This is a genomic window from Aeromonas aquatilis, assembly GCF_054052405.1.
In genome coordinates, this window is record NZ_JBSTYP010000026.1 from 14190 (window position 1) to 37830 (window position 23641).

Consider the following 23641-nt stretch of genomic DNA (forward strand, 5'->3'; position numbering starts at 1 on the left):
CCGCTTGCAGAGTTACGGGGTCGGTTTCTGATTGGTCATCACAAAGCGCAGCTCACCACCGGGATAGATTTCGCTGTGGGCGAAGGTGTTGTACTGGTTGAGTGGCTTGCCATTGATAGTCACCTCTTTGACATAGAGGTTGTCCGGGCTGTTGTTCTGCGCCACGACGTTGAACTGGCCGTTGGGCAGGTTGATGGTGACCCGGTCAAAGATGGGACGACCGATGGTGTAGGTCGGGTCGCCAGGGGAGATTTGATAAAAGCCCATGGCGCTCATGATGTACCAAGCCGACATCTGCCCGACATCTTCATTGCCGATCAGGCCATCCGGGCTGTTTTTGTAGAACTCCTTGTAGACCCGGTCGAGGTACTCCTGCGCTTTCCAGGGCTGGGCGGTACGGTTGTAGAGGTAGATGACGTGGTGGGAGGGCTCGTTGCCATGAATGTACTGCCCGATGTACCCCGTCATGTCCTGATGTGCTTCGCCCCCGTTGGGGTCGGCGTTGAACAGGTTGTTGAGCTTGTCGTTGAGCCCCTGCTGGCCGCCCATGATCTCGGTCAGCTTGTCGAGATCCTGCATGAAGGACCACTGCCACTGCCAGGCGTTGCCCTCGGTATAGTAGAAGGCATCCGACTTGTAGGGATCGAAATCGGCCGCCGCGTATTTCAGGGCGCACGGGTCGCCGTTTTTCAGCTCGGTCGGCACGAAGAAGCCCTTGCCATCGGCATTGCCAGCCTGGGGATCCCAATGCTTGAGCGAGTTGTAGGAGCGCTCCTTGAACTCTTGATAGGTGGTCATGTCGCCCGCGGCTTTCGCCATCTCGGCGATGGTCCAGTCATAGAAAGAGAACTCCAGCGAGTAGGAGACCGAGTTCCAGTTGGGATAACGGACGCACTGCTCTTTCTCGTGATAGCTGAGCTGACCGGCCATCAGCGAGCTCAGGATGTCGTCATGGATCTGCGGGTAATCGGCAGGCCGGTAGTGGGCCGATTTGACCGAGGCTTCCAGTGCCTCTTGCGCATCGATCAGCCCCTTGGTCACCGCATCGGCAAGGATGGCCGCCGAGGGGTAGCCGATCATGGTGCCGGTTTCCGAGCCGTGGCCTTCCCATTTGGGCAGCAGGCCGAACTCCACGTTGGATTTGCGGATCAGATCCTTGGCGTAGAGAGTCGCCTGTGGCGGGTCCATGATGGTCCACATGGGGTGAACGGCGCGGAAGGTATCCCAAGTCGAGTAGATGGAGTAGTTGGGGGTATCGCCAGGTTGCAGGGTGCGCAGGGTGCCCTGCATATCAAGATACTTGCCATCCACATCGTAGAGCTCGATAGGGGCGATCATCATGTGGTAGAGGGCTGTGTAGAAGTTGGTCTTCTCGGTCTCCGTCCCCCCTTCAGTTTTGAGTGTTGTCAGCTTTTCGGCCCACGCGTATTCGGCGTCTGACTTCACCTTGGCAAAGTCAAAGGTGGGGGCTTCCGCCTCCAGATTCTTCTGTGCTCCTTGCCAGCTCACCGCCGAGATACCGACCCGGATCTCGAGCGGTTGGTCACCCTGGCCAAAATTGAGGTAGGCGGTCAGGTCATCCCCTTGATAGACGCTGTTGGGGCGCATCTCCCGGGTGGGCATCTTGTCCTGCTCGCCCAGCATGGCCCTGGCCACAGGTTGGTTGAATTTGGCGTAGAAGAAGATGTTCTGGCCCTGATGGTTCTGTCCCTGGAACCAGCCAGTGGAGGTTTTGCGGCCACGCAGGGTGTACTCATCCACCACTTCGATTTTGTTTTTCAGCGATTGGCCGTTGTTGTTCAGCAGAGTGTGGCCCAGATCGAATTTCACATTGCGATCCGCTCCTTTGGCGAAGGTGTAACGGTGCAAACCGACCCGTTTGGTGGTGGTCAGCTCAACTTCAATCTCCCCCTTGTTCAGTCTGGTTTGGTAATAACCGGCGCTGGCGTGCTCATTGGTTTTGTCAAAGGCGTTTATTTGGGCGTCGGCCATCTCGGCGTAGGGCAGTACCAGAATGTCGCCCAGATCGGTGGCGCCGGTGCCGGAGAGATGGGTATGGGAGAAGCCGTAGAGCGGAACATCGGTTGCGACGATCTCGCCCGTGAGGTAATTGGAAGAGTCCCAGTAGCCGGAGGCTGAGTGCCAGGGATTTAGCCCGCTCTCGTGATCGGTGTTGGAGCCAATAAAGGTATCCGGTGAGAGCTGCACCATGCCGGCAGGGCGGGTGGCTCCGGGGAAGGTGTGGCCGGATGCGGCGGTGCCTATCATGGGGTCAACGTATTTCAGTACCGACAGATCGACAACCGGAGTCACCGGTTTTTCGATAGCGGTAGACTCGCTCTCACTGTTGCAACCGGCGATGCCACCGGTCAGCGCGGCAATCACCGCAAGAGAAAGAAGATTGCACTTGAACATGGTCATTCCATTTTTGAGTGGTGATAGGGGAGGGAACCCTCCCCCGAACAGGTGATTAACGGGAGCCGGCAGGCAGGTCGCCTTCGTGCAGGAAGGTGCCGATACCTTGCGCGGGCGGCAGATCTTCCGGCTGGCTGGCCCAGTTCTGATTGGGGCTATCGCCCATCACGAATTCAAGCTTGCCGCCACTGAGGATTTCCTCATGGGTGAGGTAGCTGCGATTGAACTCGCTGCCATTGAGGCGAGCGGACTGGATGTAGATGTTGTCGCGGCTGACGTTCTGGGCCGTTACGGTGAACTGCTTGCCAGCCCCCACATCGAGCGAGGCGGTTTCGAACATGGGGGTGCCAATCTCGTAGATGCCGGAGGAGGCATTGACCGGGAAGAAGCCCAGCGCCCGGAACACGAACCAGGCAGAGAGGGTGCCAAAGTCATCGTTGCCACAGATGCCGTCAGGGGTGTTCTTGTAGCAGACGTTGGTGGCTGCCACGATGGCGGCCTGTCCCTTCCAGGGCTGTCCTACGTAGTTGTAGAGGTAGGGCACATGGATATCGGGCTCGTTGCCCTGCACATGCTGTCCCACGTTGCCGGTGTTGAATACCGGGAACTGGTTGTCGCCAGCGTTGCGATCCGGATAGGTGCTCCAATACTCGTCCAGCCGTTTGGCAAACAGTTCGCCCCGTTTGGCCTGAGGATTCTGGGTCTGGTCGAACCGGGTCATCAGATCGACTAGGCCATGAATGTCATGTTGAACGCTGAAGGCGTATTGCCAGCCGTTGGACTCGGCGAATGACCAGTTGAACATGTCGGGGCGCCAATCCTTGCCCACTGCCCGGCCGGTTTTCGGGTCTACCCAACCGGCATCAATGAAGTTGCCAGCGTAGTCGCGGGCTTTGAACCACCCCTTGTACTGCTTGCCACCAAAGTCAAACTGCGCCTGCCAGTTCTTGGATCGATCGGCAAACTCCTGATAGCGGGGGTCACTTTCGCCAAATACTGTCTTGATCGATTGGGCGATCGCCCAGTCATTCATGGAGTACTCCAGCGAGTAGGAGGCGGTCCAGGCATCTTTGAAGGGGGAGTGCGATTCCCAGTCATTGCCCGGCGGAGTGTCATGCAACTGGGCAGGCACATAGCCTTGCTGCTCGTACTCCTTGATCCAGGCGACCCCCTGGCTGGTGGCTGCGCGGGCGTCGGTGATCATGGCGGTCACCAGTCGCTCCTTGATCTCCTGACGTTCCGCATCGCTGAAGCCCAGCGCGATCATCCGTCTGTCCAGAGAGCCTTTGGAGAGCACGTCGTGGATCACCGGCGTGGAGTGCATCCCCATCATCATGCCGGTCTCGTTACCCTTGAAGGTCCACTCCGGCAATCTGCCCTTGCGCAGGTTGCCCAGATCGTCCAGCCACTCCTCCTCGGCGTAGGAGAGCATGGAGAGCACGACGTCAGCGAGGCGGTCCGGCTCCAGCAGTGACGAGAGAGGCTGTACTGCGCGGTAGGTGTCCCACAGGGAGAAGGTGTCGTAACGGGTAAAGTCCGCTTTGCCATCCCGATTGGCATCGGCGGTGCGTACCGATTCCTTGAGGGTGTCGATCTGCTCGCCCCACGGTGTGTTGCCATCCGGGTAGGCATTGCGTCCCTGATGCACCTGGCGGTAGCGCCCATCCAGGTCGGAGTGGATGGTCTGGCCCAGATAGGTGTGGTAGAGCGCGGTATAGAAGGTCTGCTTGTACTCCTCATCCCCACTGACCCGGATCTTGCCCAGCTCCGCTTCCCATTTTTGAGTCGCAGCCTGACGGACATCGTCGAACGACATGTTGGCCACTTCGGTCATGTTGAGGGAGGCTCCGGTGTTGCCATCCTTGCCAATCTCGACGTTGGAGAGGGCCACTTTGGCCTCGACGGTCAGGCCGGCCGCCGCGGTATCAAACTCCACATAGGCGCGCGCGTACTGATATTTGCCACGGGTCTCGTTGCCGATCTCGGTGATGCCTTCCGGCACATCCATATATCGGTTCTGATCCTTGTCGAAGTAGGCGAAGCGGATGTTCTTGATGGGCTGATCGAACTCCATCACGAAAAACTCTTTCTGGCTGGGGGCCCAGCCGTCAGAGAAGCGATGGCCTTCGACCCGGTTGTTGGTTTTGTCCCATTTCAGGTAGGAGTCGGAGGTGTAGTCCCAGTTGACCTTGAAGCCGAGGTTGACCACGATTTCCGACTTTTTATCCTGCGGGAAGGTGTAGCGATGGACGCCCACCCGATCCGAGGCGGTCAGCTCGGCCTTGATGCCGTAATCCCGCAGATCGACCTTGTAGTAGCCCGCGGTTGCCTCTTCATCCTTGTGGCTGTAACGGGAGGCCTCCAGATTCAGTGACGACGATCCTTCGTTCAGCATGAAATTGGAGCGTGAGTTGATCGGCATCACCAGAATATCGTTGAGATCGCCAGCACCGGCCCCCGAGAGGTGAGTGTGGGAAAACCCGGCGAGGCGGTTGTCGTGGTAGTAATAGCCGGAGATATATTCCCAGCCATTGGCCCCATTATTGGGCGACAGTTGCACCATGCCATGCGGGGTAGTGGCACCAGGATAGGTGTTGCCCAAATTACCTGTGCCAATAAACGGATTGACGTAACGGGAGACGCTGGTCTCTTTGTTTTCGTTGTCTGTCGTGTCACTGTCAGTTTGACAGCCAGATATACCAGCCAATCCGGCAAGCACGGCACAAGCGAGTAGAGAACGTTTTAGTTTCATATTTGTCGCCATCGGTTAGTGTGAGTAGGGTACGGAACGTATAAAAAATCGGATAATGCAGTCGCCGGATCTGCCAATGAATATCTGCCTGATGGGAGGGGCACCTGCATGTATTGCCCGAATATCACTGGATATACTTGGTAATACGGTCAAACATCAGCCAGATAAATGGACAATGAAAAATCTGGCAATACAGGCGGTAAAAATAACAGCGCAGGACAAAACAGGCATGTTCGCCTGAGTTTGAAATAATGGGTTCTGCCTCATCTGAAATAAATGGCAAAATTGTCGCTATATCTTGAATATATAAATAATCTGACGCGCTCTTCCTGCTGCCTGTAAATTAACGATTTCTATTATTTCTGTGATTAATTTTTGGTAACAGAGGAAAAAAATGGCATTAACTGGATTTTTATGACGGGTGCGGGAGGGTGTGAGCTGGCTCGCATAACCGCAGGGTAGCGTGACCATGGAGGCTAAATGATATTAATCATTATAAGTCAACGTGTTATTCTTCGGCGTTGGGTTAAATGCCTGACCTTGTGAGTCGTACCAGCCCCGAGGTGGTCAGATGAGCTGGAAAAAAGGGCCCTGCAGGGCCCTTTGAACAGAGGGGGCGAGCCGATGGCTCAGCAGGATCAGCGGTTGCTGGCGCGGGCAAAGCGCCCTTCAGCAGCAACGCGGTAGTGACCGGTGCTGGTGGGCACAAAAGCAGATTGCCCGATGGTCAGTGTCAGACGCTCGCCATCCTGGCCAATCAGGGTGATGGGCCCGTCGATGGCGAACAGGATCTCGGCATTGCCGGTGGTCAGGGCATGTTCCCCTGCGCCATACACGCTGAAGGTGAAGTCCGGTACCGGCACGTCGAAGTGCTGTACTGTGCCTTCCATGCGGGGGCTGAGCAGGATCTGGTCGTCCGGTTTGGCGACGCAGCGGGTACAGGCCAGCAGCTCCGGCACATCCATGTATTTGGGGGTCAGACCGGCACGCAGCACGTTATCGGAGTTGGCCATGATCTCCAGACCTGTGCCGTGGATGTAGGCGTGGGGGGTCTGGGCATCGAGGAACATCGCCTGACCCGGCGCGAGCGTCACCACGTTGAGCAGCAGCGGCGAGAAGAGCCCCACATCCCCCGGGTACTGGTTAGCCAGATTGCTGATGGTGGCGAAAGTCTCTTCATCCTGATGGGCGGCGGCATAGGCCAGCAGGCCAGCCAGCGCCTCATCCTTGCGCTCACCGCAGAGGATCAGCAGTTGGTGGAAGAAGTGTTGCAGGCCCGTTTCATCCTGTGACTGGCGCAGTGCCGCGGTCAGGTCGGCCAGCGCGGGCAGCGCCATGCGATCGAACTGGGCCAGGATAGCCGGGATGGCGCGAAAGCCGTTCATCGCCTGATAGCGGGTGAGTGCAAAGACCAGCTCCGGCTTGTGGTTCGGATCCTTGTAGTTGCGGTTGCTCGCCTTGATATCGATGCCTGCGGCCTCTTCTCTGGCAAAACCGGCTTCTGCCTGTGCCTTGCTCGGGTGCACCTGAATGGAGAGCGCCTGCTCGGCGCAGAGGACCTTGAACAGGAAGGGGAGTGAGCCGAAGCGCGCCTGGGTGGCTTCGCCCAGCATGGCGACGGGGTTGGCGTCAATCAGGCTGGAAAGCTTCACGCTCTCGCCCGCCAGAGTCACTTCGGAGCAGCCATTGGGGTGCGCGCCCATCCACAGTTCAGCTTGTGGTTTGCCTTCGGGATTTTTGATGCCAAACAGCGTGGTCAGGGAGTCACGACTGCCCCAGACATAATCCTGGATCGGGTTGCACATTAGAAAAAACGGCGGGTAGCTCATGGATGGCTCCTTGTATCAGAACGATTTTTTGGGAATTTCAGTCTGGCGCGGACTATAGCATGGCAGGGGCAGCGCACCGCAATCGGTTGCTCTCTGCATCTTGATCAGGATCATTCATGAGTATCATCTTTACCCAGCTGTTGGATGGCTTTCTAAGTGAGGGGGAAGGCTTTGAGAAGGTCTTGTTTGCCTCTGACAAGGGTGTACCGCCCTGTTTCAGTTATCAGGTCAACTTCCCGCGTCTTGAGCTGGTATTCAGTGGCCACTATCTCAACCAGATCTGGTCTCAGGAAGGGGACGTGCAGTCGGTACAGATGGGGCAACGGGAGGCGATGTACATTCCCCCCAACGGCTGGAACAAGCCGGACTGGGACAACGACTGTTCCGTGCTCAGCCTGTTGTTCGGCAAGCGCCAGATAGGCTTCAGTCTGGTGAGCAAGCACAAGGGGGATACCGGTTTCTTCGATGTGCAAAAGCACAGTATTCAGGCCGGTGCCGGACGGGCGCTCGATCATATCCTGCTCTCCCTCAACACCCTGGCTCAGGAGCCGGTGAGGGCACCGATGGACAACCATCTGCTGCAGGCACTGCTCAGTTACTCACGGCAACTGCTGGTGGAGTCGGAGAGCGCGCGTCCCCGCGGCGCCGATCTCTTCCACGGTATCTGTATCTACATTCAGGAAAACTTTCACCGTCCCATCGGCCGCGAATGCATCGCCGCCCGTTTCAATCTCTCCCCCAGCCACCTCTCCCGCTTGTTCCGCCAGCAGGGGCACATGCGGCTGGCGGACTACATCAGCTGGGTACGGCTGGAGCGGGCCAAGTTCATGCTGAAAAAGTACCGCTTTCGCCTCGAAGAGGTCGCCAATCGCTGCGGTTTTACCGACGTGAACTACTTCTGCCGGGTGTTCAAACAGAAGACCGACTTGACCCCTTCACAGTACCGTTCCCTGAGTCAGCCGCAGGCGGCCAGCGAGCTGGAGGGATAACGGGGCGGGGTTGGGAAGGCGTTGTAGCGGCGTGCTGGCGGGTGGCTACCTCTTTGGTCTGACATGCTTGCTTGTCGTTTTATTATGAAAATGAATGGGCTAAGATGGCCGCGCGCAACGAACAAGTTGATAACAAACGGAAGTTAGGAGATGCCGATGGAAAGCAAAGTAGTAATCCCGACCCAGGGCCAGAAAATCACAGTCGATGCCAGCGGCAAGCTGCAGGTTCCCAACCATCCGATCATTCCGTTTATTGAAGGGGATGGCATCGGTGTGGACGTCACCCCTGCCATGTTGAATGTGGTCAATGCTGCGGTCGAGAAAGCCTACAAGGGCGAGCGCAAGATCGCCTGGATGGAGATCTACACCGGCGAGAAGTCGACTCATGTCTATGGCGAAGGTGCCTGGCTGCCGGCCGAAACCCTGGATTTCATTCGCGAATACTGTGTGGCCATCAAGGGCCCGCTGACCACGCCGGTCGGTGGCGGTATCCGCTCTCTCAACGTGGCTCTGCGTCAGGAGCTGGATCTCTACATCTGCCTGCGCCCGGTGCGTTACTATGACGGCACCCCGAGCCCGGTGAAACGTCCGGATCTGACCGACATGGTGATCTTCCGCGAAAACGCCGAAGACATCTACGCCGGTATCGAGTGGAAGGCCGACAGCGCCGAAGCAAACAAGGTGATCGCCTTCCTGCAAAACGAGATGGGCGTGAAGAAAATTCGCTTCCCGGAGTCCTGCGGTATCGGCATCAAGCCGATGTCCAAGGCCGGTACCGAGCGTCTGGTGCGTGCCGCCATCGAGTATGCCATCGATAACGATCGCGACTCAGTGACCCTGGTGCACAAGGGCAACATCATGAAGTTCACCGAAGGTGCCTTCAAGGATTGGGGCTATGCTCTGGCTCAGAACGAGTACGGTGCCCAGCTGATCGACGGCGGCCCCTGGTGCTCCTTCAAGAACCCGAAAACCGGCAAGACCATCGTCATCAAGGATGTCATCGCCGACGCCTTCCTGCAGCAGATCCTGCTGCGCCCGGCCGAGTATGACGTCATCGCCTGTATGAACCTCAACGGCGACTACATCTCCGACGCGCTGGCCGCTCAGGTAGGCGGTATCGGTATCGCGCCGGGTGCCAACATCGGTGACGGCGTGGCCCTGTTCGAAGCGACCCACGGTACTGCGCCGAAGTATGCCGGTCAGGACAAGGTCAACCCGGGCTCCCTGATCCTCTCCGCCGAGATGATGCTGCGCCACATGGGCTGGGTTGAAGCGGCCGATCTCATCATCAAGGGGATGGAAGCGGCGATCCGAAACAAGACCGTCACCTATGACTTCGAGCGTCTGATGGAAGGGGCCACCCTGCGCTCCTGCTCCCAGTTTGCTCAGGACATGATCGACCAGATGTAATCTGCTGCTTGCCAGAAACGCAAAACCGGCGCCATGTGCGCCGGTTTTTTTATCGCGAAAGAGTGAAGGGGCTTATTGCGCCTGCTCTACGTGTTGCTGATAGCGTTGCTGCCATTTGCTGGTTTCTGCTTCATCACCCTGTGCCTTCCAGAAGGCGCAGATGGTGTTGGCAAGTTCCGAAGCCATCGCGTGATCTCCGTCACGTCGACTCATCAGATAATCTCCCAGCCAGCTTTGATATTGTTTCATTACCCGATCTCCTTATCTCATGTGCCCTTGAGGGTGCCCACCTTGACGGGAGCCTGTCGGCCCATCCTGGGGGGAACATCATCAGGCATGATGGTGCAAAGTCACGACCCGGGCAGAGAGCCCGATGGGCAATCTGGCGGCGAACGTGACGCGAGATGTCAAAAAATGAGCGCCATTTTAGCACAAACTGACCAACTTGGGGAAATTGTCACCATGGATTGCGACAGAACTGCTCCATCCCCTTGTTCCCAAAACAGAAAACCCGCCGTGATGGCGGGTTGATTTGCAGATAAATGTGGCAAAACAGCCTAGATCTTGGCGCTGGCCAGGTACTTTGCCATCTCTTCGGCCGGTACCATGCCGCCGCCGGTGGCCCATACCAGATGGGTAGCTTGTGCCATGGTGGTGGCATCGAAACCGCGCGCCGCCTGCCACTCGGGATTGGCAGCCACGCGCCACGGGCCGGCCATGCCAGCCAGTGCGGATGGCTCGAGTTTGATCTGCTCATCGCGCGCCAGCAGTCCCAGCAGGTCATACATCTCCTGATCGCTCAGGGAGTAGAAGCCATCAAGCAGTCGTTCCATGGCGCGGCCGACGAAGCCGGAGGCGCGACCTACCGCGAGGCCGTCGGCTGCGGTGATGTTATCGATGCCCAGATCCTGCACCGCAATGGCATCGTGCAATCCGGTGTGGACCCCCAGCAACATGCAGGGGGAGTGAGTGGGCTCGGCGAAGAAGCAGTGAACGTTATCCCCGAACGCGAGCTTGAGACCAAAGGCCACGCCGCCCGGGCCGCCACCCACGCCGCAAGGGAGGTAGACAAACAGCGGGTGGTCGGCATCCACCTTGATACCCATCTCGTCGAACTGCATTTTCACCCGCTCGCCCGCCACCGAGTAGCCGAGGAACAGGGTGCGGGAGTTCTCGTCGTCGATAAAGAAGCAGTTGGGATCGCGCTCGGCCTCTTTGCGCCCCTGTTCCACCGCCACCCCGTAATCTTCGGCATATTCGACCACGATGACACCGTGTTCACGCAGCTTGTGCTTCTTCCACTCCCGCGCATCGGCAGACATGTGGACGGTGACGGTAAAGCCGAGCTTGGCGCTCATGATGCCGATGGACATGCCAAGGTTGCCAGTGGAGCCCACTGCGATGCTGTACTGGCTGAAGAACTGGCGGAACTCATCCGTGAACAGTTTGCGATAGTCATCCTCTTCCCGCAGCAGACCAGCCTTGATCGCCAACTGTTCGGCGTGAGTCAGCACCTCGTAGATACCGCCTCGCGCCTTGATGGAGCCGGAGATGGGCAGGTGACTGTCTTTTTTCAGCAGCAGTCGACCAGTGACCTCAACCCCGTAGCGTCGGTTGAGCGTAGCCTGCATCGCCGGAATAGCGGCGATCTCGGACTCCAGAATACCTTTGCTGGTGCGGGTCTCGGGGAAGGCTTCGCACATGTAGGGGGCGAAGCGGGCAAGTCGGGCGGAAGCGTCCGCCACATTGTTGCTATCGAGCCCCACATAGGGCAGACCGACTGCCAGGGTAGTGGCATTGGGGTTGAACCAGGTAACCGGCTCGAGCGCGATCAGGGATTGCACCAGTGGAAATTGGCTTGTGAGCTGTTGTACGTCGATGTTTTTCATGGGGTTCTCGGTCTTGTTACACGATATAAGAGAGCAGGAAAGTACCGGCCAGCGCCATCAGGGAGGCGACAAAGGTGGCGGTGGTGTAGTACTTGAGCGTTTCGTTAAGGGTGGCGCCGCAATACTGCTTGACCAGCCAGAACAGGGAGTCGGTCACCATGGTGCAGCCGATGGCACCAGAACCAATGGCCAGGGTCATGATCTCCGGGCTGATGTTCGGGTAGTGCGCCATGATGGGCGATACGATGGCGGTGGCGCCCATCATGGCGACGGTGGCGGAGCCCACGGCGGCGTGCAGCACGATGGCCACCAGCCAGGCGAGCAGAATGGGGTGCATATCCAGCTGGGAGAGGATGGTAGCCAGAGAGTCGCCCAGGCCGCTTGCCTTGAGTACCCCGTTGAAGGCGCCACCCGCCCCGATAATAAGCAGAATGTTGGCGATGGAGGAGAAGCACTCCTCGGTCTTGTTAAGCAACCCCTCCATCTTCATCTGCTGGCGGATCCCCAGCACGTAGTAGGCGGTGAAGGCGGCGATAAACATAGCGGTGATGGGGTTGCCGATGAACTCCAGCACGGTATAAAGGCCGCTGGCGTGATCCATGTTGAGCTCGGCCACGGTCTTGGCCAGCATCAGCAGGATGGGCAGCAGCACGGTGAAGAGAGAAGCGCCCAGGGTCGGCAGGCTTGCCTCATCGCGGGCCTTGATGTCGGCAAAGGCCGCGGGCACCTCCTTGAACGGAACCCGTTTGCCCAGCAGCTTCAGAAACAGCGGGCCGCCCACCAGCGAGGCAAACAGCCCGACCGCGAGGCCATAGACGATGACGGAACCCACGTCGGCACCCAGCTGATTGGTAACATAGAGCGCAGCCGGGTGGGGTGGCACGATACAGTGCACGGCCATCAGGGCGGTACAGAGCGGAATGGCCAGGGTCAGCAGCGAGGTTCTGGTCTTGCGGGCGATGGAGAAGGCCAGCGGAATGAGCAGCACCACGCCGACTTCGACGAACAGGGTGATGCCGCACACCAGACCGACCAGCACCATGATCACCTGGGGCGAAAGCCAGCGGCATCTCTGCAGGGCGAGACCGATGCGCTCTGCCGCGCCCGACACTTCCATCATCTTGCCGAGTATGGTGCCAAGGCCGATGACGGCGGCGAGAAAGCCCAGGGTGCCACCGATGCCCTCTTCCATGGCATTGACCATTTTGAGCGGATTCATCCCCATCATGGTGCCGACATAGAAGCTCGCCAGCAACAGGGCCAGGAAGGGGTGGATCTTGCCTTTCACAATGGTGACCACGATAAGAATGATGCTACTTAGCAGGGTAGCGATGACCCATAACTCTGAACTCATACTGCGCCTCGACATCTGTTGTGTGTGATTGTTTATGCGCTATTGAATGAAAATTGCAGCCTCCTGACAAATGATGAAATTCGACTGATGGATGATCTGAGGTGATGCAAAAGCACTGCATACATCACATTTTTTAGATGAAACATTATTTGGGTCTTTTGAGTTCATCTAAAAGGGTGGCCAGCGGGTGTATTATCGGCGGCCATTGCAGAGAGGAAGATGAATGTATAACGGGGATAATTACATATCGCGCAACAAGCTGCTGAGTGGATACCAGCTGGCCAAGTTGCATACCTTCGAGGCGGCCGCCCGCCACGGATCTTTCGCGATGGCAGCCGATGAGCTGTCGCTGAGCCCCAGTGCGGTGAGCCACCGGATCAGCGCGCTGGAGGAGGAGCTGGGGTTTAAGTTGTTTGAGCGCTTTCACCGTAAGGTGGTGCTAACGGCAGAGGGGCAGCGAGTGTTCTGGGCGCTCAAATCCTCGCTGGAGTTTATCAATCAGGAGATCCTGGAGATCAAGAATCAGGAGCTCTCCGGCACCCTGACCATCTATTCGCGGCCCTCCATCGCCCAGTGCTGGTTGGTGCCAAGACTGGCGGACTTCTCCCGCCTGCATCCGCAGATCGAGCTCAATATCATCACCGGCAACGAGAACATCAATCTGCACGGTTATGGCATTGATTTAACTCTCTATTTCGATGAGAAGAGCCCGGACCGGCTCGCCATCCATCCGCTGATGGATGAGTACATGTTGCCGGTCTGCAGCCCGCAATATGCCGAGCTGCACGGGCTCATCGGCAATCCTGCCAACTTGTCGCGCGGTCGTTTGCTCCATGATCGGCAGGCGTGGGGATTTGACTCGGACACCGACGAGTGGAGCAGTTGGGCTCGTCATGCCGGGGTCAGCCTCGAGGCGTGCCAGCTGAACATGGGCTTTGATCGCTCGGATCTCGCCATTATCGCCGCAATGAATCACGCCGGTGTGGCCATGGGGCGCAAGAATCTGGTGAGCAAGCGGCTGGCGCGCAACGAGCTGGTGGCCCCTTTTGCCGGGCTGGAGGTCAATTGCGAGCAGCGTTATTACATGGCGACCCTGCCGAATCGGGAGTGCCCCAAAATCCAGGCCTTTATCGACTGGGCGCAGGGGATGGCTGCCGAGATGGAATGAGCCGCAGTTGTCAGGCGAGAGAGCAAAATGACGGCGGCAACATGCGAGTTAACGGAGGTAGCGGTTTAACATGGCGGGAAAATAGGGGAGGGTGTCAGCGGAATAGCCTTGCTGCCAACCCCGGGTGGCTGGCAGCAAGGGAGTGGTCGAGATCAGGTGGTCTTTTCCAGATGGTTCTGGTAAATCTGCTGCCACTTGTCCAGTTCGTTTTCATCCCCCTGCTGCTGCCAGAACTCGCAGATGGAACTCGCCATCTCGCATGCCATGGCGTGGTCACCGTCACGGCGACTCATCAGGTATTGCCCCAGCCAGCTTTGATACTGTTTCATTGCACGATCTCCTTATCTATTTAACCCTTGATACTGCAGCTGTGGGCCACCCGTCCGGCAGTGTTGCGCCACACTCCACTTTCGCCTCGCGCTGCTTGTTATCGCCTCGCTTGTTATCAATCAGGACAGAGAGCGTATAAGAAAAAGGCAGAAGTGTTAAAAGTTGGCCAACACCTTATCACAAAATGGTGTGATATGCAGGCCTTGGGGTCAATTGAGTTATAAGCGTGGGTTGTGTGTCCCGACTTAGCGACAGGGATTGACGGAGAGTAGCGGCACGCAACTTGTGTCGCGAGCAGGCGAGTGGGCGGTTACTGGGTCACCCGACGCGCCTGCCAGTAGCGACTGTTCCAGTAGACGTTGTCGAGACGGGAGCGGATCACCCCCTTGCTGGTGGAGGCGTGAATAAACTCGCCAGCACCTGTGTATACCCCCACATGATATTGCTGCCAGCCGGTTTTGAAGAAGACCAAATCCCCGTGTTGCAGCCGGTAGCGATCCACCGGTTTGCCAATGCTGGCCTGAGATTCGGTGGTTCGTGGCAGGTTGAAGCCCAGCACCTGACTGTAGGCGAGCTGGGTGAAGGCGGAGCAGTCTAGCCCGGCGCGGCTGGCGCCGCCCATGCGGTAGGGAACACCGCGCCACTGTTGGTAGAAGCCATCGAAGGCACTGCTCTGCCGAGGGGCCGGAGGTGGCTCCGGCGTGCTGGAACAGGCGGCCAGCAGCAGAGTCAGCAGGGATAGCAGCAGCTTGCGATACATCGGGCTCTCTCCACGGACGGGTCTACCAAACGAGACATTTATCGAACGCCATATCCTGCCAAATCGTTCTGGCGGCAGGAGGGCACGCGACAACTTTTCCATCATAAACAGGGATCTGGCTCCAGACCTAGTCTCCGAGAGGAAAAATGTGGTGGGGAACTGAAAAACGCCAGCCCGAGGGCTGGCGTTTGTTGTCACTCGTTGTGGCTGATCAGCGGTTTAAGCAGCTCGGCCAGTTTGTAGAAGGTCTGTACCCGGGTGGTGCTGGGGCGCCAGACCAGCCCGATCTCGCGATAGGAGGTCTCTCCCGGCAGCGGGATGGCCACCAGATCGGAGTTGGCAAGAATGCCGGCATCGATGGCCATCTGCGGCAGGAAGGTGGTGCCAAGACCCGCTTCCACCATCTGCACCAGGGTGTGCAGGCTGGTGGCGGCGAACGGGTTGATCTTGCTCTTGTCCCGCAGTCGGCAGGCGCTCACTGCGTGCTCGGTGAGGCAGTGCTCCCGCTCCAGCAGGAAGATGCTCTGGTTGGGCAACTCCTTGTAGTCGAACGGGGTATGCAGACCGGCCGCCATGCTGGCGGGCATCACCATATGGAACGGATCCTGGCCGACGGTCTTGCAGTGAAATCCCCCGATCTCGATGGGCAGGGCGAGGATCAGCAAGTCGAGCTGACCCTGTTCCAGCTGCTTGAGCAGATTGCTGGTGGTGTCTTCACGCAGCAACAATTCGAGGTCAGGATAGATTTTGCTGCACTCTTTCAGCAGCTTGCTCAGCAGGAAGGGGGCGATGGTGGGAATGCAGCCAAGACGTACCGTCCCCTGCATCACGCCGCCCTGATGTTGCCCGAGCTCCATCAGATCCCGCGCATCGGAGAGCAAATTGCGAGCGCGCTCGACGATTTCCATGCCGACTGGGGTCATAATGAAGCTCTTGTGGTCCCGCTCCACCAGTTGCAGGTTCATCATGTCCTCCAGCGTCTGGATCCCGGTACTCAGGGTCGACTGGCTGACATGACAGGCCTTGGCGGCGCGGTTGAAGTTCTTGTGCTCATCGAGAGCGACCAGATATTGCAGCTGTTTGAGGCTGGGCCAACGTTGCATAGAAAAACCCGATTAACGCTATCTATTTAATTTGATTTAACTAATCTACCACCGGGTCTATAGTTTGTCGCTTGAATTAGATGGACTTGGCTCTAGGTAGCCCAATCCTCACCGGATTGTTCACTTCACATAAAGAGGAATTGAATATGGTATTGGTAGGCCGTCCCGCACCCGATTTTACCGCCGCAGCTGTTCTGGGTAATGGCGAGATCGTTGATTCATTCAACCTGTCATCCCACATCAAAGGCAAAGCTGCCGTTGTCTTCTTTTATCCGCTCGATTTCACCTTCGTCTGCCCGTCCGAGCTGATTGCCTTCGATCACCGTTATGAAGAGTTCCAGAAGCGTGGCGTGGAAGTGATCGGTGTTTCCATCGATTCCCAGTTCTCCCACAATGCATGGCGCAACACCAAAGTGGAAGATGGCGGTATCGGTCAGGTCAAATACCCGCTGATCGCCGACGTGAAACACGATATCTGCAAAGCCTATGACGTTGAGCATCCGGAAGCCGGTGTGGCGTTCCGTGGTTCCTTCCTGATCGACAAGAACGGTGTCGTTCGTCACCAGGTTGTCAACGATCTGCCGCTGGGCCGAAACATCGACGAGATGCTGCGCATGGTCGATGCCCTGCAATTCCACGAAGAGCACGGCGAAGTGTGCCCGGCTCAGTGGGAAAAAGGCAAAAAAGGTATGCAAGCCTCTCCGGACGGCGTTGCCAAGTACCTGTCCGAGAATGCTGACTCCCTGTAATCGGTCGCACTCTGCTTGAAGAACCGGCGTTTTGGCGCCGGTTTTTTTATGCCTGCGATTTACCTATCCCCTGATATATCGAGGGTCAGCATCTCATTCCGAAACGACGAGTACGCCACTGACTGCAGCTTGGAATAGCGAAGACGAAGGGGCGAGAATAGTGTGACCGATAGCTGGAGCTGGGATGTGCCAACAGACAAACAACAGCCATAAAAAAAGCGCGCCATAGGCGCGCTCAGTTCACAAGCGGAGGTGTTACTCCTCAAAGATCCCGAAGTGATCCTTGGCGAAATTGACCCGCTGCTCCACGTTCATCTTCACCTGTCCCAGTTTCTCGATGGTCTTGAGATTGGGCACCAGGCCGCGACCGTTGGCGATCTGGATGGCAAGGCCGGGACGGGCGTTGAGCTCCAGCAGCATGGGGCCGCGGAACTTGTCCAGCACCATATCGGTACCGATATAACCCAGACCCGACATCTCGTAGCAGGAGGCGGCCAGGGTGAGCAGGGTATCCCAGTGTGGGACCTTGAGCTCATAGAGATCGAGGCCAGTGTCCGGATGGTGGCGCAGCGGATTGCCAAACTGCACCGCCCGCAGGGCACGACCGGTACGCAGGCACAGACCCACCCCCACGGCGCCCTGGTGCAGGTTCGCCTTGCCGTCGGAGGCTGCGGTGGAGAGGCGCATCATCGCCATCACCGGGAACCCCTTGAAGATGATGACCCGAGCATCGGGTACCCCTTCAAAGGAGTAGCCGTCGAACACATCATCGAAGTTGATGAGGCCTTCGACCAGCGCCACGTCGGGCTTGCCCCCCAGCGAATAGAGCCCCGCCAGAATGTTGGAGACATGGCGCTCCAGATCCTGACCGTTGGAGGCGCTACCGTTGGGCTTGTAGAAGAGGCCATCTTCCTGGCGCAGGATCACCAGGATCCCCTTGCCACCCGAGCCACGAGCCGGCTTGATGCAGAAGCCCGGCCAATCTTTTACCAGCTTGGTGATGCGACCCACATCGTGCTGGGCACGGATAGTACCGATCAGCTCGGGCACGGTAACCCCTGCATCCAGCGCAATTTGCTTGGTCTGCAGCTTGTCATCCACCAGCGGATAGAGGCTGCGCGGATTGTAGCGGCTGATGTAGGAGTGGTTGCGCTTGTTCATGCCGAGGATGCCTGCCTGCGACAGGCTCCACGGGGTGGTGTATTTTTCCCAGAACCACATCTGTTACTTGTCCTTACCCGGGGTGGCACCGGAACGCATTTCGTCTACCAGCGGCTTGAAGCGCTTGAGTTCGCTCAGCTTGTAGCCGGTGTAGTTACCCATCAACAGCACGGTCGCCATCAGCACCAGCTGCAGGCCGAGGAAGTTGAAGGTGAGGTGACGAATAAGCTCGTTATCCATGGCCAGATAGGCGATGACAGCCACCAGCAGGGAGCCGCCACCCTGGCGGAATACCTCTTTCGGGCCCTCTTCTTCCCACAGGATGGACATCCGTTCAATGGTCCAGGAGAGGATGATCATCGGGAAGAAGGTGATCTTCATACCATCGGTCAGTCCCAGCTTGAAGGCGAACGCGGAGAAGATCCCTATCATCGAGATAACCATGATGATGATTGCCGATATTCGGGCGACCAGCAGCAGGTTAAGCCGCGACAGATAGGAGCGAATAATGAGACCAGTGCCGACGATCAGCAGGAAGCCGATGAGACCGGTGACCAGCGAGGTCTGGATAAAGGCGACCGCGATCAGCACCGGCATAAAGGTACCTGAGGTCTTGATCCCCACCAGAACCCGCAGGAACACCACCATCAGTACGCCGATCGGGATCAGCAGCAAGCCCTTGAACAGGGTCTGCTCTTCCAGTGGCAGGCTGTGGATGGAGAAGTTCATCATCTCTGATTTTTCGAACTTCTGCGCCAGAGCAACGCTGACCGGCTGCTCCTGCTCGATCATCGAGAAGCTGACACGGGAGTTGTGACCACCGGTCACGTCCAGCAGGGCGCCGGAGTTGTATTCCCACAGCAGCAGGTTGGCCGGACGACCCTGTTCACCGCTTTGCGGATTGAACAGTTTGTAGTCGGTCGGGCTGTTGAATACCTGCAGGTAATCCACCAGCTCCTGACGACGGCGGCCATCTTCCAGATTCAGAGCATGCACCACGCGGGTGGGGACGTCAGCATTGTTGAGCAGCTCGGCGATCAGGTTGGCGCGGCTCTTGTGCTTTTTCAGCAGCTCGGCGTTCTGCTCCTGTTTCTCGATCTCCTTGATGATCTCGCGAGTCAGGGTGTAGCCGTCGGCAGAGCGCTCCTGTGCCCGCTCGAGGATCTGCTTCATCGCGGTGGCATAAGGCTCACTCTCGATTTGCTTCTCGATGGCAGGCGGCTGCGGATTGGCGGCCGGTTTGGCGTGGGCATCCGCCATCATGTCGACGCGGTAGTAGAGCTCCTGACGGCCGGAGGCGGTGCGGATGGACCACTCGGCGCGGGCATCGCCATCTTTCTCGACGAAGGAGAGGCCGTAGCCGGGGCTTGCGGCGTTCTCGTTCATCAGGGTGAAACCGGGCTGGGTGCCCGGAATGGCCAGGGAGGCGATCACCGGCTCGCCGGTCGCCTCGAACTCCAGCTTGGCTTCGATGGACCAGATCTGGCGTTTTTCACCGGGCGTCAGCGGTACATCCAACGCGATATGGTGATAAATCGTCATCCCCAGGCCGACAATGTACAGCAGGGCTACCAGCAAATAGAACGGCTTACGGGAAACCATGGATTATTTCACATCCTTGAGCTTGGGTTTGGGTTGGATATATTCGCGGGCCACATCAACCACGGCGATGTCTTTCAAAAATTCGCGACCCAGCAGCACCGGGAAGGTCATGTCGCTGCGGTCCTTCAGGGTAAATTCGGCTTTCTCGGTCATGTCGCCAATCCGTACCGCCAGACGGACCACCGGACGGCGGTCGAGATCGTCGGCAGAGGCCTGACGCACCCGCACATGACGCACCAGCGGCGCTTCGATCTGGATCTTGTCGTCCACTTCCTGATGGCTCAGGAAGAAGCGCACCCAGTTTTTGCCGTTGCGCTCGAAAATGGTGATCTCCTGCGCACTGATGGAGGAGGTGGTCGCACCGGTATCGACCCGCGCCTGGAAGGCGTCGTTGGCCGCATCAACCCAGATCCACTCGGCTTCACCGACCATCAGCTTGCCATCGATGGTGTGACCCTGATTGGGGGCCGGGCACTTCTCGGTGGGGATGGCCATCGGCTTGGGGGGCTCGGAGGGGAGGGTGGCGAGCTTGTGGTCTACTTGCTTGACGGACTCTTTCATATTGGTGACATCTGTGTTGAGCTGAACCAGCAGGTGCTGTTGCTGCACATACTGCTTCTGTTGCTGTTCCATGGATGTTTGCAGGCGCTGCTCGCTCTGGCTCAGCTCGCTACGAAGCTCGGCCAGCGTCAGAGCAGGGACCTGAGGCGCTTTTTCCATATTGACACACCCGCCGAGACTAAGCAGGGAGAGCAGGGTCATTCCTTTTAATTTGCTTTTCATGTCATTCATTTAACTGTGCTTCCTGGAATGGGGTCAGTGTAACTTCCACAAGCGCCACCGGCTAGTCTTTGGCCTTGCGGGCAATCAGTACGGCACGTTTCGGCGCCGGGTGTCCTTCTACCGTGAGTGCCGGATTGTCTGGATCCAGATAGTCACTCAGGGATTCATTAATCATCCAGTCGGTACGACGCTGTTCGTCGGTGCTGGTCATATTCTCGTCTACTATCCGCACGTCGGTGAAGCCGCAGCGCTCGACCCACAGCTTGAGGGCGCGGCTTGAAGGAATAAACCAGACGTTGCGCATCTTGCCGTAACGGTCAGTGGGCATCAGCACGTCGTTGACCCCGCCATCGATCACCAGCGTCTCCAGCACCAGCTCGCCATCATCTTTCAATTGATTGCGCAGCTGCTCGATGTGCTCGATGGGGGATTTGCGGTGATAGAGCACCCCCATGGAGAAGACGGTGTCAAAGGCACGCAGCTCCGGCAGCTCCTGAATGCCGAGCGGCAACAGGTGGGCGCGCTGATCATTGCCCGCAAAGTGGCGAATAGCCTCAAACTGGCAGAGGAACAGCGGGCTCGGATCGATGCCGACCGCGAGCTTGGCCCCTTCACCCACCATGCGCCAGAGGTGGTAGCCGCTGCCGCAACCCACATCCAGCACGTAACGGCCTTCGAGTGGGCTGATATGGGGCAGCACCCGATCCCACTTCCAGTCAGAGCGCCACTCGGTATCGATGTGGATGCCGTGCACGGTGAACGGCCCCTTGCGCCAGGGCATGAAGTGGCGCAGCAGGCTCTCGACCTTCTTGCGCTCTCCTTCGGCCAGGCTCTCGGCAGAGCCGATTTCGACCCGGCTTTTCAGCTCGACGTGTTCAGGAGCGACCACCGGCAGCTTGTTGAGGGCGCGGTTCCAGCGCGGCAGGTCGCCATGCTGGTTGTCATGTTGCCAGGCGTGCAGCTGGGCGGGCAGGGTATGCAGCCAGTGGCTCAGCCGGTTTTTGGCAATCAGTTGATAGAAATTGGCAAAGTCGATCATGGCTGGGCGTCGCTGGATTTGATGGCAATCATGGAGCCGAAGTTGAAACACTGGAACCAGAGATCCTGATGGACGAAACCGGCATCTCGCAGACGGGCCTGATGCACCGGCAGGCTGTCGGTGCGCATCACGTTCTCAAGGGCGGTGCGTTTCTGGCTGATCTCCAGCTCGCTGTAGCCATTGGCCCGCTTGAAGTCGAGATGCAGATCGATGAGCAACTCGTTGACCGGTTCATCTTCGAAGCGGAACTTTTCGCTCAGGATCAGGATCCCACCCGGGCGCAGACCATCGTGAATGCGCTGGGTCAGGGCGGCCCGTTTCTCTGGCTCGACAAACTGCAGAGTGAAGTTGAGTACCACCACGGAGGCGTTCTCGATCTCGATGTCGCAGATATCCGCCTCTACCAGCTCCACCGGCACCTCGGATTTGAAACCGGAGAGGTGGGCGCGGGCGCGCTCAATCATCGGATGGGAGAGATCCACCGCGGTGATGCGGCAGCCGGGCTGGCTGACATGGCGACGCATCGCCTGGGTTGCGGCGCCCAGTGAGCAGCCGAGATCATAGAGTCGGCTCTCGGGTTGGGCGTAGCGGGCGGCCATCATGCCGATGGCAGAGATGATGTTGCTGTAACCCGGCACCGAGCGCTGGATCATATCGGGAAATACGTCGACGACCTGTTCGTCAAAACAGAAGTCTCCCAATCGGGCGATCGGGGCGGCAAAAATTTGATCTTTGGTATGCATGCTGGCGCAACCTGACAGTCGGGACATCACCCGGCTGTATTGTTCAATTGAGTCGTTGGGTGACACCCATCAGAGTAGATTTATCACCTGTTTACGAACGGGGTAGCTGGTCATGAAATCCTTTGGACCTGTCCGGTTCGTACGGGCCATGTTCCGGACCCTTACTTGGGGCGGTAGTGTAGAGGATTGATGGCCGTTTGTCTTGACGCCAGGGCTTGCCACGCCACAAAAAAACACTTTTTTTGCAGCGAAACGATGGCCGCAGAATGGGTTGGCTAAAAGCGCAGCACTCCCTGCCGTGCGCGATCGTTTTCCCCCGGCCAGGGGGCCATCTCCTGCTCCAGCAAGCGGGTGATCTGGCGGGCCAGCTCAGGTGCCTGGGCGTTGTCGGCAGTATGTATATAGAGATAGAGATCTTTCCCCTCCGCGAGCCACTGGCGCCAGTGGGGTAGCCAGCTGGGCAGGAAGGGGTGATTGGCTGCCGGATCCGGCAGGCCGATAAAGCGCACCATGGGGGCGTTGGCGGTGGCCAGCAGATGCACCGGCAGGCGCGGTTTCTTGCCATGGGCATCGACAAGGGCTGGCGTGGTTGCTTGCACCGAGAAGAGTGGCCGGCTGTCGAGCATCACCCGGTTCACACCCTGTTCCATCAGCAGCCGGTTCAATGCCCGCTCGGCCTCCCCCTTGGCGAAGAAGTCAGGGTGACGCACTTCGAGGGCGTAGCGAAACTCCCGCGGCAGCCGCTCGATAAAGGCCGCCAGTCTGGCCAGCCCCTCTGGCCCGAAACGGGCGGGCAACTGCAGGGTGAGCAGCCCCAGCTTGTCGTGCAGCGGGGCGAGCAGGCGAATAAAGTCGGCGACTTGTTTGTCTGCGCTGACCAGATCGCTCTGGTGGCTGATGGTTTGCGGAAACTTGAAGTTGAAACGAAAGTGATCGGGCACCGCATCGGCCCAGCGCTGCACCGTATCCGGCGTCGGCAGGGCGTAGAAAGTGGTGTTGCCCTCCACCGAGTTGAATACGGTGGCGTAGTGGGCGAGATGTTCGGCAGGCTTAGCGCCCAGACCCAGCAACTGGCCGGGCCAGCCGGGGTGGGACCACTGTGGCAGGCCCAAATAGAGGCTCATGGTGGCTATTCTCTTCGCTCTTGGTGCATTCGTGCCGATTTTTTGCCCGTTTTTTGTCATCGAGTGCAAAAAACTGGCGAAAGGAGGGCGCTGGCCATTTTACCCAAAAGGGGGTTTTCCTCTATAATGCCAGCCCTTTTGTTTTTCAATTTCTTGTGACCCATGCCTATCTACGAATATCGTTGCGACGTCTGTGGCCATGAATTGGCAAAACTGCAAAAGCTTTCCGATGCCCCCCTGACCGACTGTCCGGCCTGTAGCAAGCCGAATCTGGTCAAGCTGATATCGGCGGCAGGCTTCCGGCTCAAGGGAACCGGATGGTACGAGACTGATTTCAAACCGGGTAAGAAAAAGAATCTGGCCAGCTGTGAGACAGACGGTGCTTGCCAGTCGTGCCCGGCGGCCCAAGGTTAACCGTCTCTCTACAATTTCGAAGGAAGA

At 58.1% G+C, this 23641-nt stretch carries 21 protein-coding genes; 6 read left to right on the forward strand and 15 right to left on the reverse strand.

The genetic code is table 11. From position 1 onward, the window contains the following. Window positions 1-12: 12 nt before the first annotated feature. Both ACW5W8_RS12130 and ACW5W8_RS12135 read right to left on the reverse strand, forming a co-directional pair. Window positions 13-2415, reverse strand: a complete 2403-nt coding sequence (locus ACW5W8_RS12130; RefSeq protein ID WP_498628110.1) for a GH92 family glycosyl hydrolase — start codon at window positions 2413-2415, stop codon at window positions 13-15. Between the two features lie 55 nt (window positions 2416-2470). Beyond that, a complete protein-coding gene (locus tag ACW5W8_RS12135) occupies window positions 2471-5167 on the reverse strand; it encodes a GH92 family glycosyl hydrolase (RefSeq protein WP_498628111.1) in 2697 nt (898 codons plus the stop codon). A 76-nt stretch (window positions 5168-5243) separates the two neighbouring features. Here ACW5W8_RS12135 and ACW5W8_RS12140 point away from each other — a divergent pair, with 76 nt between their 5' ends. Further along, window positions 5244-5408, forward strand: a complete 165-nt coding sequence (locus ACW5W8_RS12140) for a hypothetical protein (RefSeq protein WP_498628112.1) — start codon at window positions 5244-5246, stop codon at window positions 5406-5408. A gap of 397 nt (window positions 5409-5805) precedes the next feature. Here the strand turns inward: ACW5W8_RS12140 and manA are convergent, their stop codons facing one another. Next, complete coding sequence (gene manA / locus ACW5W8_RS12145) at window positions 5806-6996, reverse strand: mannose-6-phosphate isomerase, class I (protein WP_498628113.1); 1191 nt, start codon at window positions 6994-6996, stop codon at window positions 5806-5808. A 116-nt stretch (window positions 6997-7112) separates the two neighbouring features. Here manA and ACW5W8_RS12150 point away from each other — a divergent pair, with 116 nt between their 5' ends. Then, window positions 7113-7985, forward strand: a complete 873-nt coding sequence (locus ACW5W8_RS12150) for an AraC family transcriptional regulator (RefSeq protein ID WP_498628114.1) — start codon at window positions 7113-7115, stop codon at window positions 7983-7985. A 156-nt stretch (window positions 7986-8141) separates the two neighbouring features. Continuing rightward, window positions 8142-9395 carry an NADP-dependent isocitrate dehydrogenase gene (icd, locus tag ACW5W8_RS12155; protein WP_033114311.1) on the forward strand — a complete coding sequence of 418 codons (1254 nt, stop codon included), beginning with the start codon at window positions 8142-8144 and terminating at the stop codon, window positions 9393-9395. A 72-nt stretch (window positions 9396-9467) separates the two neighbouring features. Here icd and ACW5W8_RS12160 read toward each other — a convergent pair whose 3' ends face one another. From ACW5W8_RS12160 to dsdX, 3 genes are all read right to left on the reverse strand, one after another. Next, the gene (locus tag ACW5W8_RS12160) at window positions 9468-9644 is read right to left on the reverse strand and encodes a hypothetical protein (protein WP_005337712.1); all 177 of its coding nucleotides are present in this window, start codon (window positions 9642-9644) and stop codon (window positions 9468-9470) included. Window positions 9645-9952: 308 nt separating this feature from the next. Next, a complete protein-coding gene (gene dsdA / locus ACW5W8_RS12165; RefSeq protein ID WP_498628115.1) occupies window positions 9953-11284 on the reverse strand; it encodes a D-serine ammonia-lyase in 1332 nt (443 codons plus the stop codon). A gap of 16 nt (window positions 11285-11300) precedes the next feature. After that, window positions 11301-12638, reverse strand: a complete 1338-nt coding sequence (gene dsdX / locus ACW5W8_RS12170) for a D-serine transporter DsdX (RefSeq protein ID WP_498628116.1) — start codon at window positions 12636-12638, stop codon at window positions 11301-11303. Window positions 12639-12861: 223 nt separating this feature from the next. Between dsdX and dsdC the strand changes: the two genes are divergently transcribed. Then, entirely contained in the window at window positions 12862-13806 is a 945-nt protein-coding gene (gene dsdC / locus ACW5W8_RS12175) for a DNA-binding transcriptional regulator DsdC (protein WP_498628117.1), read from the forward strand. A gap of 152 nt (window positions 13807-13958) precedes the next feature. On the opposite strand, the gene ACW5W8_RS12180 is transcribed toward dsdC, so the two are convergent. From ACW5W8_RS12180 to ACW5W8_RS12190, 3 genes are all read right to left on the reverse strand, one after another. Next, entirely contained in the window at window positions 13959-14135 is a 177-nt protein-coding gene (locus ACW5W8_RS12180) for a hypothetical protein (RefSeq protein ID WP_005337704.1), read from the reverse strand. Between the two features lie 311 nt (window positions 14136-14446). After that, the gene (locus ACW5W8_RS12185) at window positions 14447-14896 is read right to left on the reverse strand and encodes a C40 family peptidase (RefSeq protein WP_005337703.1); all 450 of its coding nucleotides are present in this window, start codon (window positions 14894-14896) and stop codon (window positions 14447-14449) included. A 194-nt stretch (window positions 14897-15090) separates the two neighbouring features. Then, window positions 15091-15999 carry a hydrogen peroxide-inducible genes activator gene (locus ACW5W8_RS12190; protein ID WP_498628118.1) on the reverse strand — a complete coding sequence of 303 codons (909 nt, stop codon included), beginning with the start codon at window positions 15997-15999 and terminating at the stop codon, window positions 15091-15093. A 146-nt stretch (window positions 16000-16145) separates the two neighbouring features. Here ACW5W8_RS12190 and ACW5W8_RS12195 point away from each other — a divergent pair, with 146 nt between their 5' ends. Further along, window positions 16146-16748 carry a peroxiredoxin C gene (locus ACW5W8_RS12195; protein ID WP_236562004.1) on the forward strand — a complete coding sequence of 201 codons (603 nt, stop codon included), beginning with the start codon at window positions 16146-16148 and terminating at the stop codon, window positions 16746-16748. Between the two features lie 255 nt (window positions 16749-17003). On the opposite strand, the gene ACW5W8_RS12200 is transcribed toward ACW5W8_RS12195, so the two are convergent. The 6 genes from ACW5W8_RS12200 to ACW5W8_RS12225 all read right to left on the reverse strand — a co-directional run bounded on the left by ACW5W8_RS12200 (window position 17004) and on the right by ACW5W8_RS12225 (window position 23200). After that, the gene (locus ACW5W8_RS12200; RefSeq protein WP_431360827.1) at window positions 17004-17969 is read right to left on the reverse strand and encodes an alpha-L-glutamate ligase-like protein; all 966 of its coding nucleotides are present in this window, start codon (window positions 17967-17969) and stop codon (window positions 17004-17006) included. Window positions 17970-17972: 3 nt separating this feature from the next. Continuing rightward, window positions 17973-19511 (reverse strand): inactive transglutaminase family protein, encoded by a 1539-nt coding sequence (locus ACW5W8_RS12205; RefSeq protein ID WP_498628119.1) that lies wholly within the window; start codon window positions 19509-19511, stop codon window positions 17973-17975. A gap of 3 nt (window positions 19512-19514) precedes the next feature. After that, window positions 19515-20303 (reverse strand): ATP-dependent zinc protease family protein, encoded by a 789-nt coding sequence (locus ACW5W8_RS12210; protein ID WP_005337698.1) that lies wholly within the window; start codon window positions 20301-20303, stop codon window positions 19515-19517. A 52-nt stretch (window positions 20304-20355) separates the two neighbouring features. Further along, window positions 20356-21333, reverse strand: coding sequence for a tRNA 5-methoxyuridine(34)/uridine 5-oxyacetic acid(34) synthase CmoB (cmoB, locus tag ACW5W8_RS12215; protein WP_498628120.1), 978 nt, complete (start codon window positions 21331-21333; stop codon window positions 20356-20358). Next, on the reverse strand, window positions 21330-22076 hold the full coding sequence (gene cmoA, locus ACW5W8_RS12220) for a carboxy-S-adenosyl-L-methionine synthase CmoA (RefSeq protein WP_498628121.1): 747 nt from the start codon (window positions 22074-22076) through the stop codon (window positions 21330-21332). Before cmoA ends, cmoB begins: the two co-directional genes overlap by 4 nt. 275 nt (window positions 22077-22351) lie before the next feature. Beyond that, window positions 22352-23200: a DUF72 domain-containing protein gene (locus ACW5W8_RS12225; RefSeq protein WP_498628122.1), complete on the reverse strand. Its 849-nt coding sequence runs from the start codon at window positions 23198-23200 to the stop codon at window positions 22352-22354. Between the two features lie 162 nt (window positions 23201-23362). Between ACW5W8_RS12225 and ACW5W8_RS12230 the strand changes: the two genes are divergently transcribed. Further along, window positions 23363-23614 carry an FmdB family zinc ribbon protein gene (locus ACW5W8_RS12230; RefSeq protein WP_005337686.1) on the forward strand — a complete coding sequence of 84 codons (252 nt, stop codon included), beginning with the start codon at window positions 23363-23365 and terminating at the stop codon, window positions 23612-23614. Window positions 23615-23641 lie beyond the last annotated feature (27 nt).

Bases quoted from the DNA above. Each gene is read 5' to 3' on its own strand.
- ACW5W8_RS12130 (WP_498628110.1), bottom strand. From the start codon at position 2,415: ATGTTCAAGTGCAATCTTCTTTCTCTTGCGGTGATTGCCGCGCTGACC.
- ACW5W8_RS12135 (WP_498628111.1), bottom strand. From the start codon at position 5,167: ATGAAACTAAAACGTTCTCTACTCGCTTGTGCCGTGCTTGCCGGATTG.
- ACW5W8_RS12140 (WP_498628112.1), top strand. From the start codon at position 5,244: ATGAATATCTGCCTGATGGGAGGGGCACCTGCATGTATTGCCCGAATA.
- manA (WP_498628113.1), bottom strand. From the start codon at position 6,996: ATGAGCTACCCGCCGTTTTTTCTAATGTGCAACCCGATCCAGGATTAT.
- ACW5W8_RS12150 (WP_498628114.1), top strand. From the start codon at position 7,113: ATGAGTATCATCTTTACCCAGCTGTTGGATGGCTTTCTAAGTGAGGGG.
- icd (WP_033114311.1), top strand. From the start codon at position 8,142: ATGGAAAGCAAAGTAGTAATCCCGACCCAGGGCCAGAAAATCACAGTC.
- ACW5W8_RS12160 (WP_005337712.1), bottom strand. From the start codon at position 9,644: ATGAAACAATATCAAAGCTGGCTGGGAGATTATCTGATGAGTCGACGT.
- dsdA (WP_498628115.1), bottom strand. From the start codon at position 11,284: ATGAAAAACATCGACGTACAACAGCTCACAAGCCAATTTCCACTGGTG.
- dsdX (WP_498628116.1), bottom strand. From the start codon at position 12,638: ATGAGTTCAGAGTTATGGGTCATCGCTACCCTGCTAAGTAGCATCATT.
- dsdC (WP_498628117.1), top strand. From the start codon at position 12,862: ATGTATAACGGGGATAATTACATATCGCGCAACAAGCTGCTGAGTGGA.
- ACW5W8_RS12180 (WP_005337704.1), bottom strand. From the start codon at position 14,135: ATGAAACAGTATCAAAGCTGGCTGGGGCAATACCTGATGAGTCGCCGT.
- ACW5W8_RS12185 (WP_005337703.1), bottom strand. From the start codon at position 14,896: ATGTATCGCAAGCTGCTGCTATCCCTGCTGACTCTGCTGCTGGCCGCC.
- ACW5W8_RS12190 (WP_498628118.1), bottom strand. From the start codon at position 15,999: ATGCAACGTTGGCCCAGCCTCAAACAGCTGCAATATCTGGTCGCTCTC.
- ACW5W8_RS12195 (WP_236562004.1), top strand. From the start codon at position 16,146: ATGGTATTGGTAGGCCGTCCCGCACCCGATTTTACCGCCGCAGCTGTT.
- ACW5W8_RS12200 (WP_431360827.1), bottom strand. From the start codon at position 17,969: ATGTGGTTCTGGGAAAAATACACCACCCCGTGGAGCCTGTCGCAGGCA.
- ACW5W8_RS12205 (WP_498628119.1), bottom strand. From the start codon at position 19,511: ATGGTTTCCCGTAAGCCGTTCTATTTGCTGGTAGCCCTGCTGTACATT.
- ACW5W8_RS12210 (WP_005337698.1), bottom strand. From the start codon at position 20,303: ATGAATGACATGAAAAGCAAATTAAAAGGAATGACCCTGCTCTCCCTG.
- cmoB (WP_498628120.1), bottom strand. From the start codon at position 21,333: ATGATCGACTTTGCCAATTTCTATCAACTGATTGCCAAAAACCGGCTG.
- cmoA (WP_498628121.1), bottom strand. From the start codon at position 22,076: ATGCATACCAAAGATCAAATTTTTGCCGCCCCGATCGCCCGATTGGGA.
- ACW5W8_RS12225 (WP_498628122.1), bottom strand. From the start codon at position 23,200: ATGAGCCTCTATTTGGGCCTGCCACAGTGGTCCCACCCCGGCTGGCCC.
- ACW5W8_RS12230 (WP_005337686.1), top strand. From the start codon at position 23,363: ATGCCTATCTACGAATATCGTTGCGACGTCTGTGGCCATGAATTGGCA.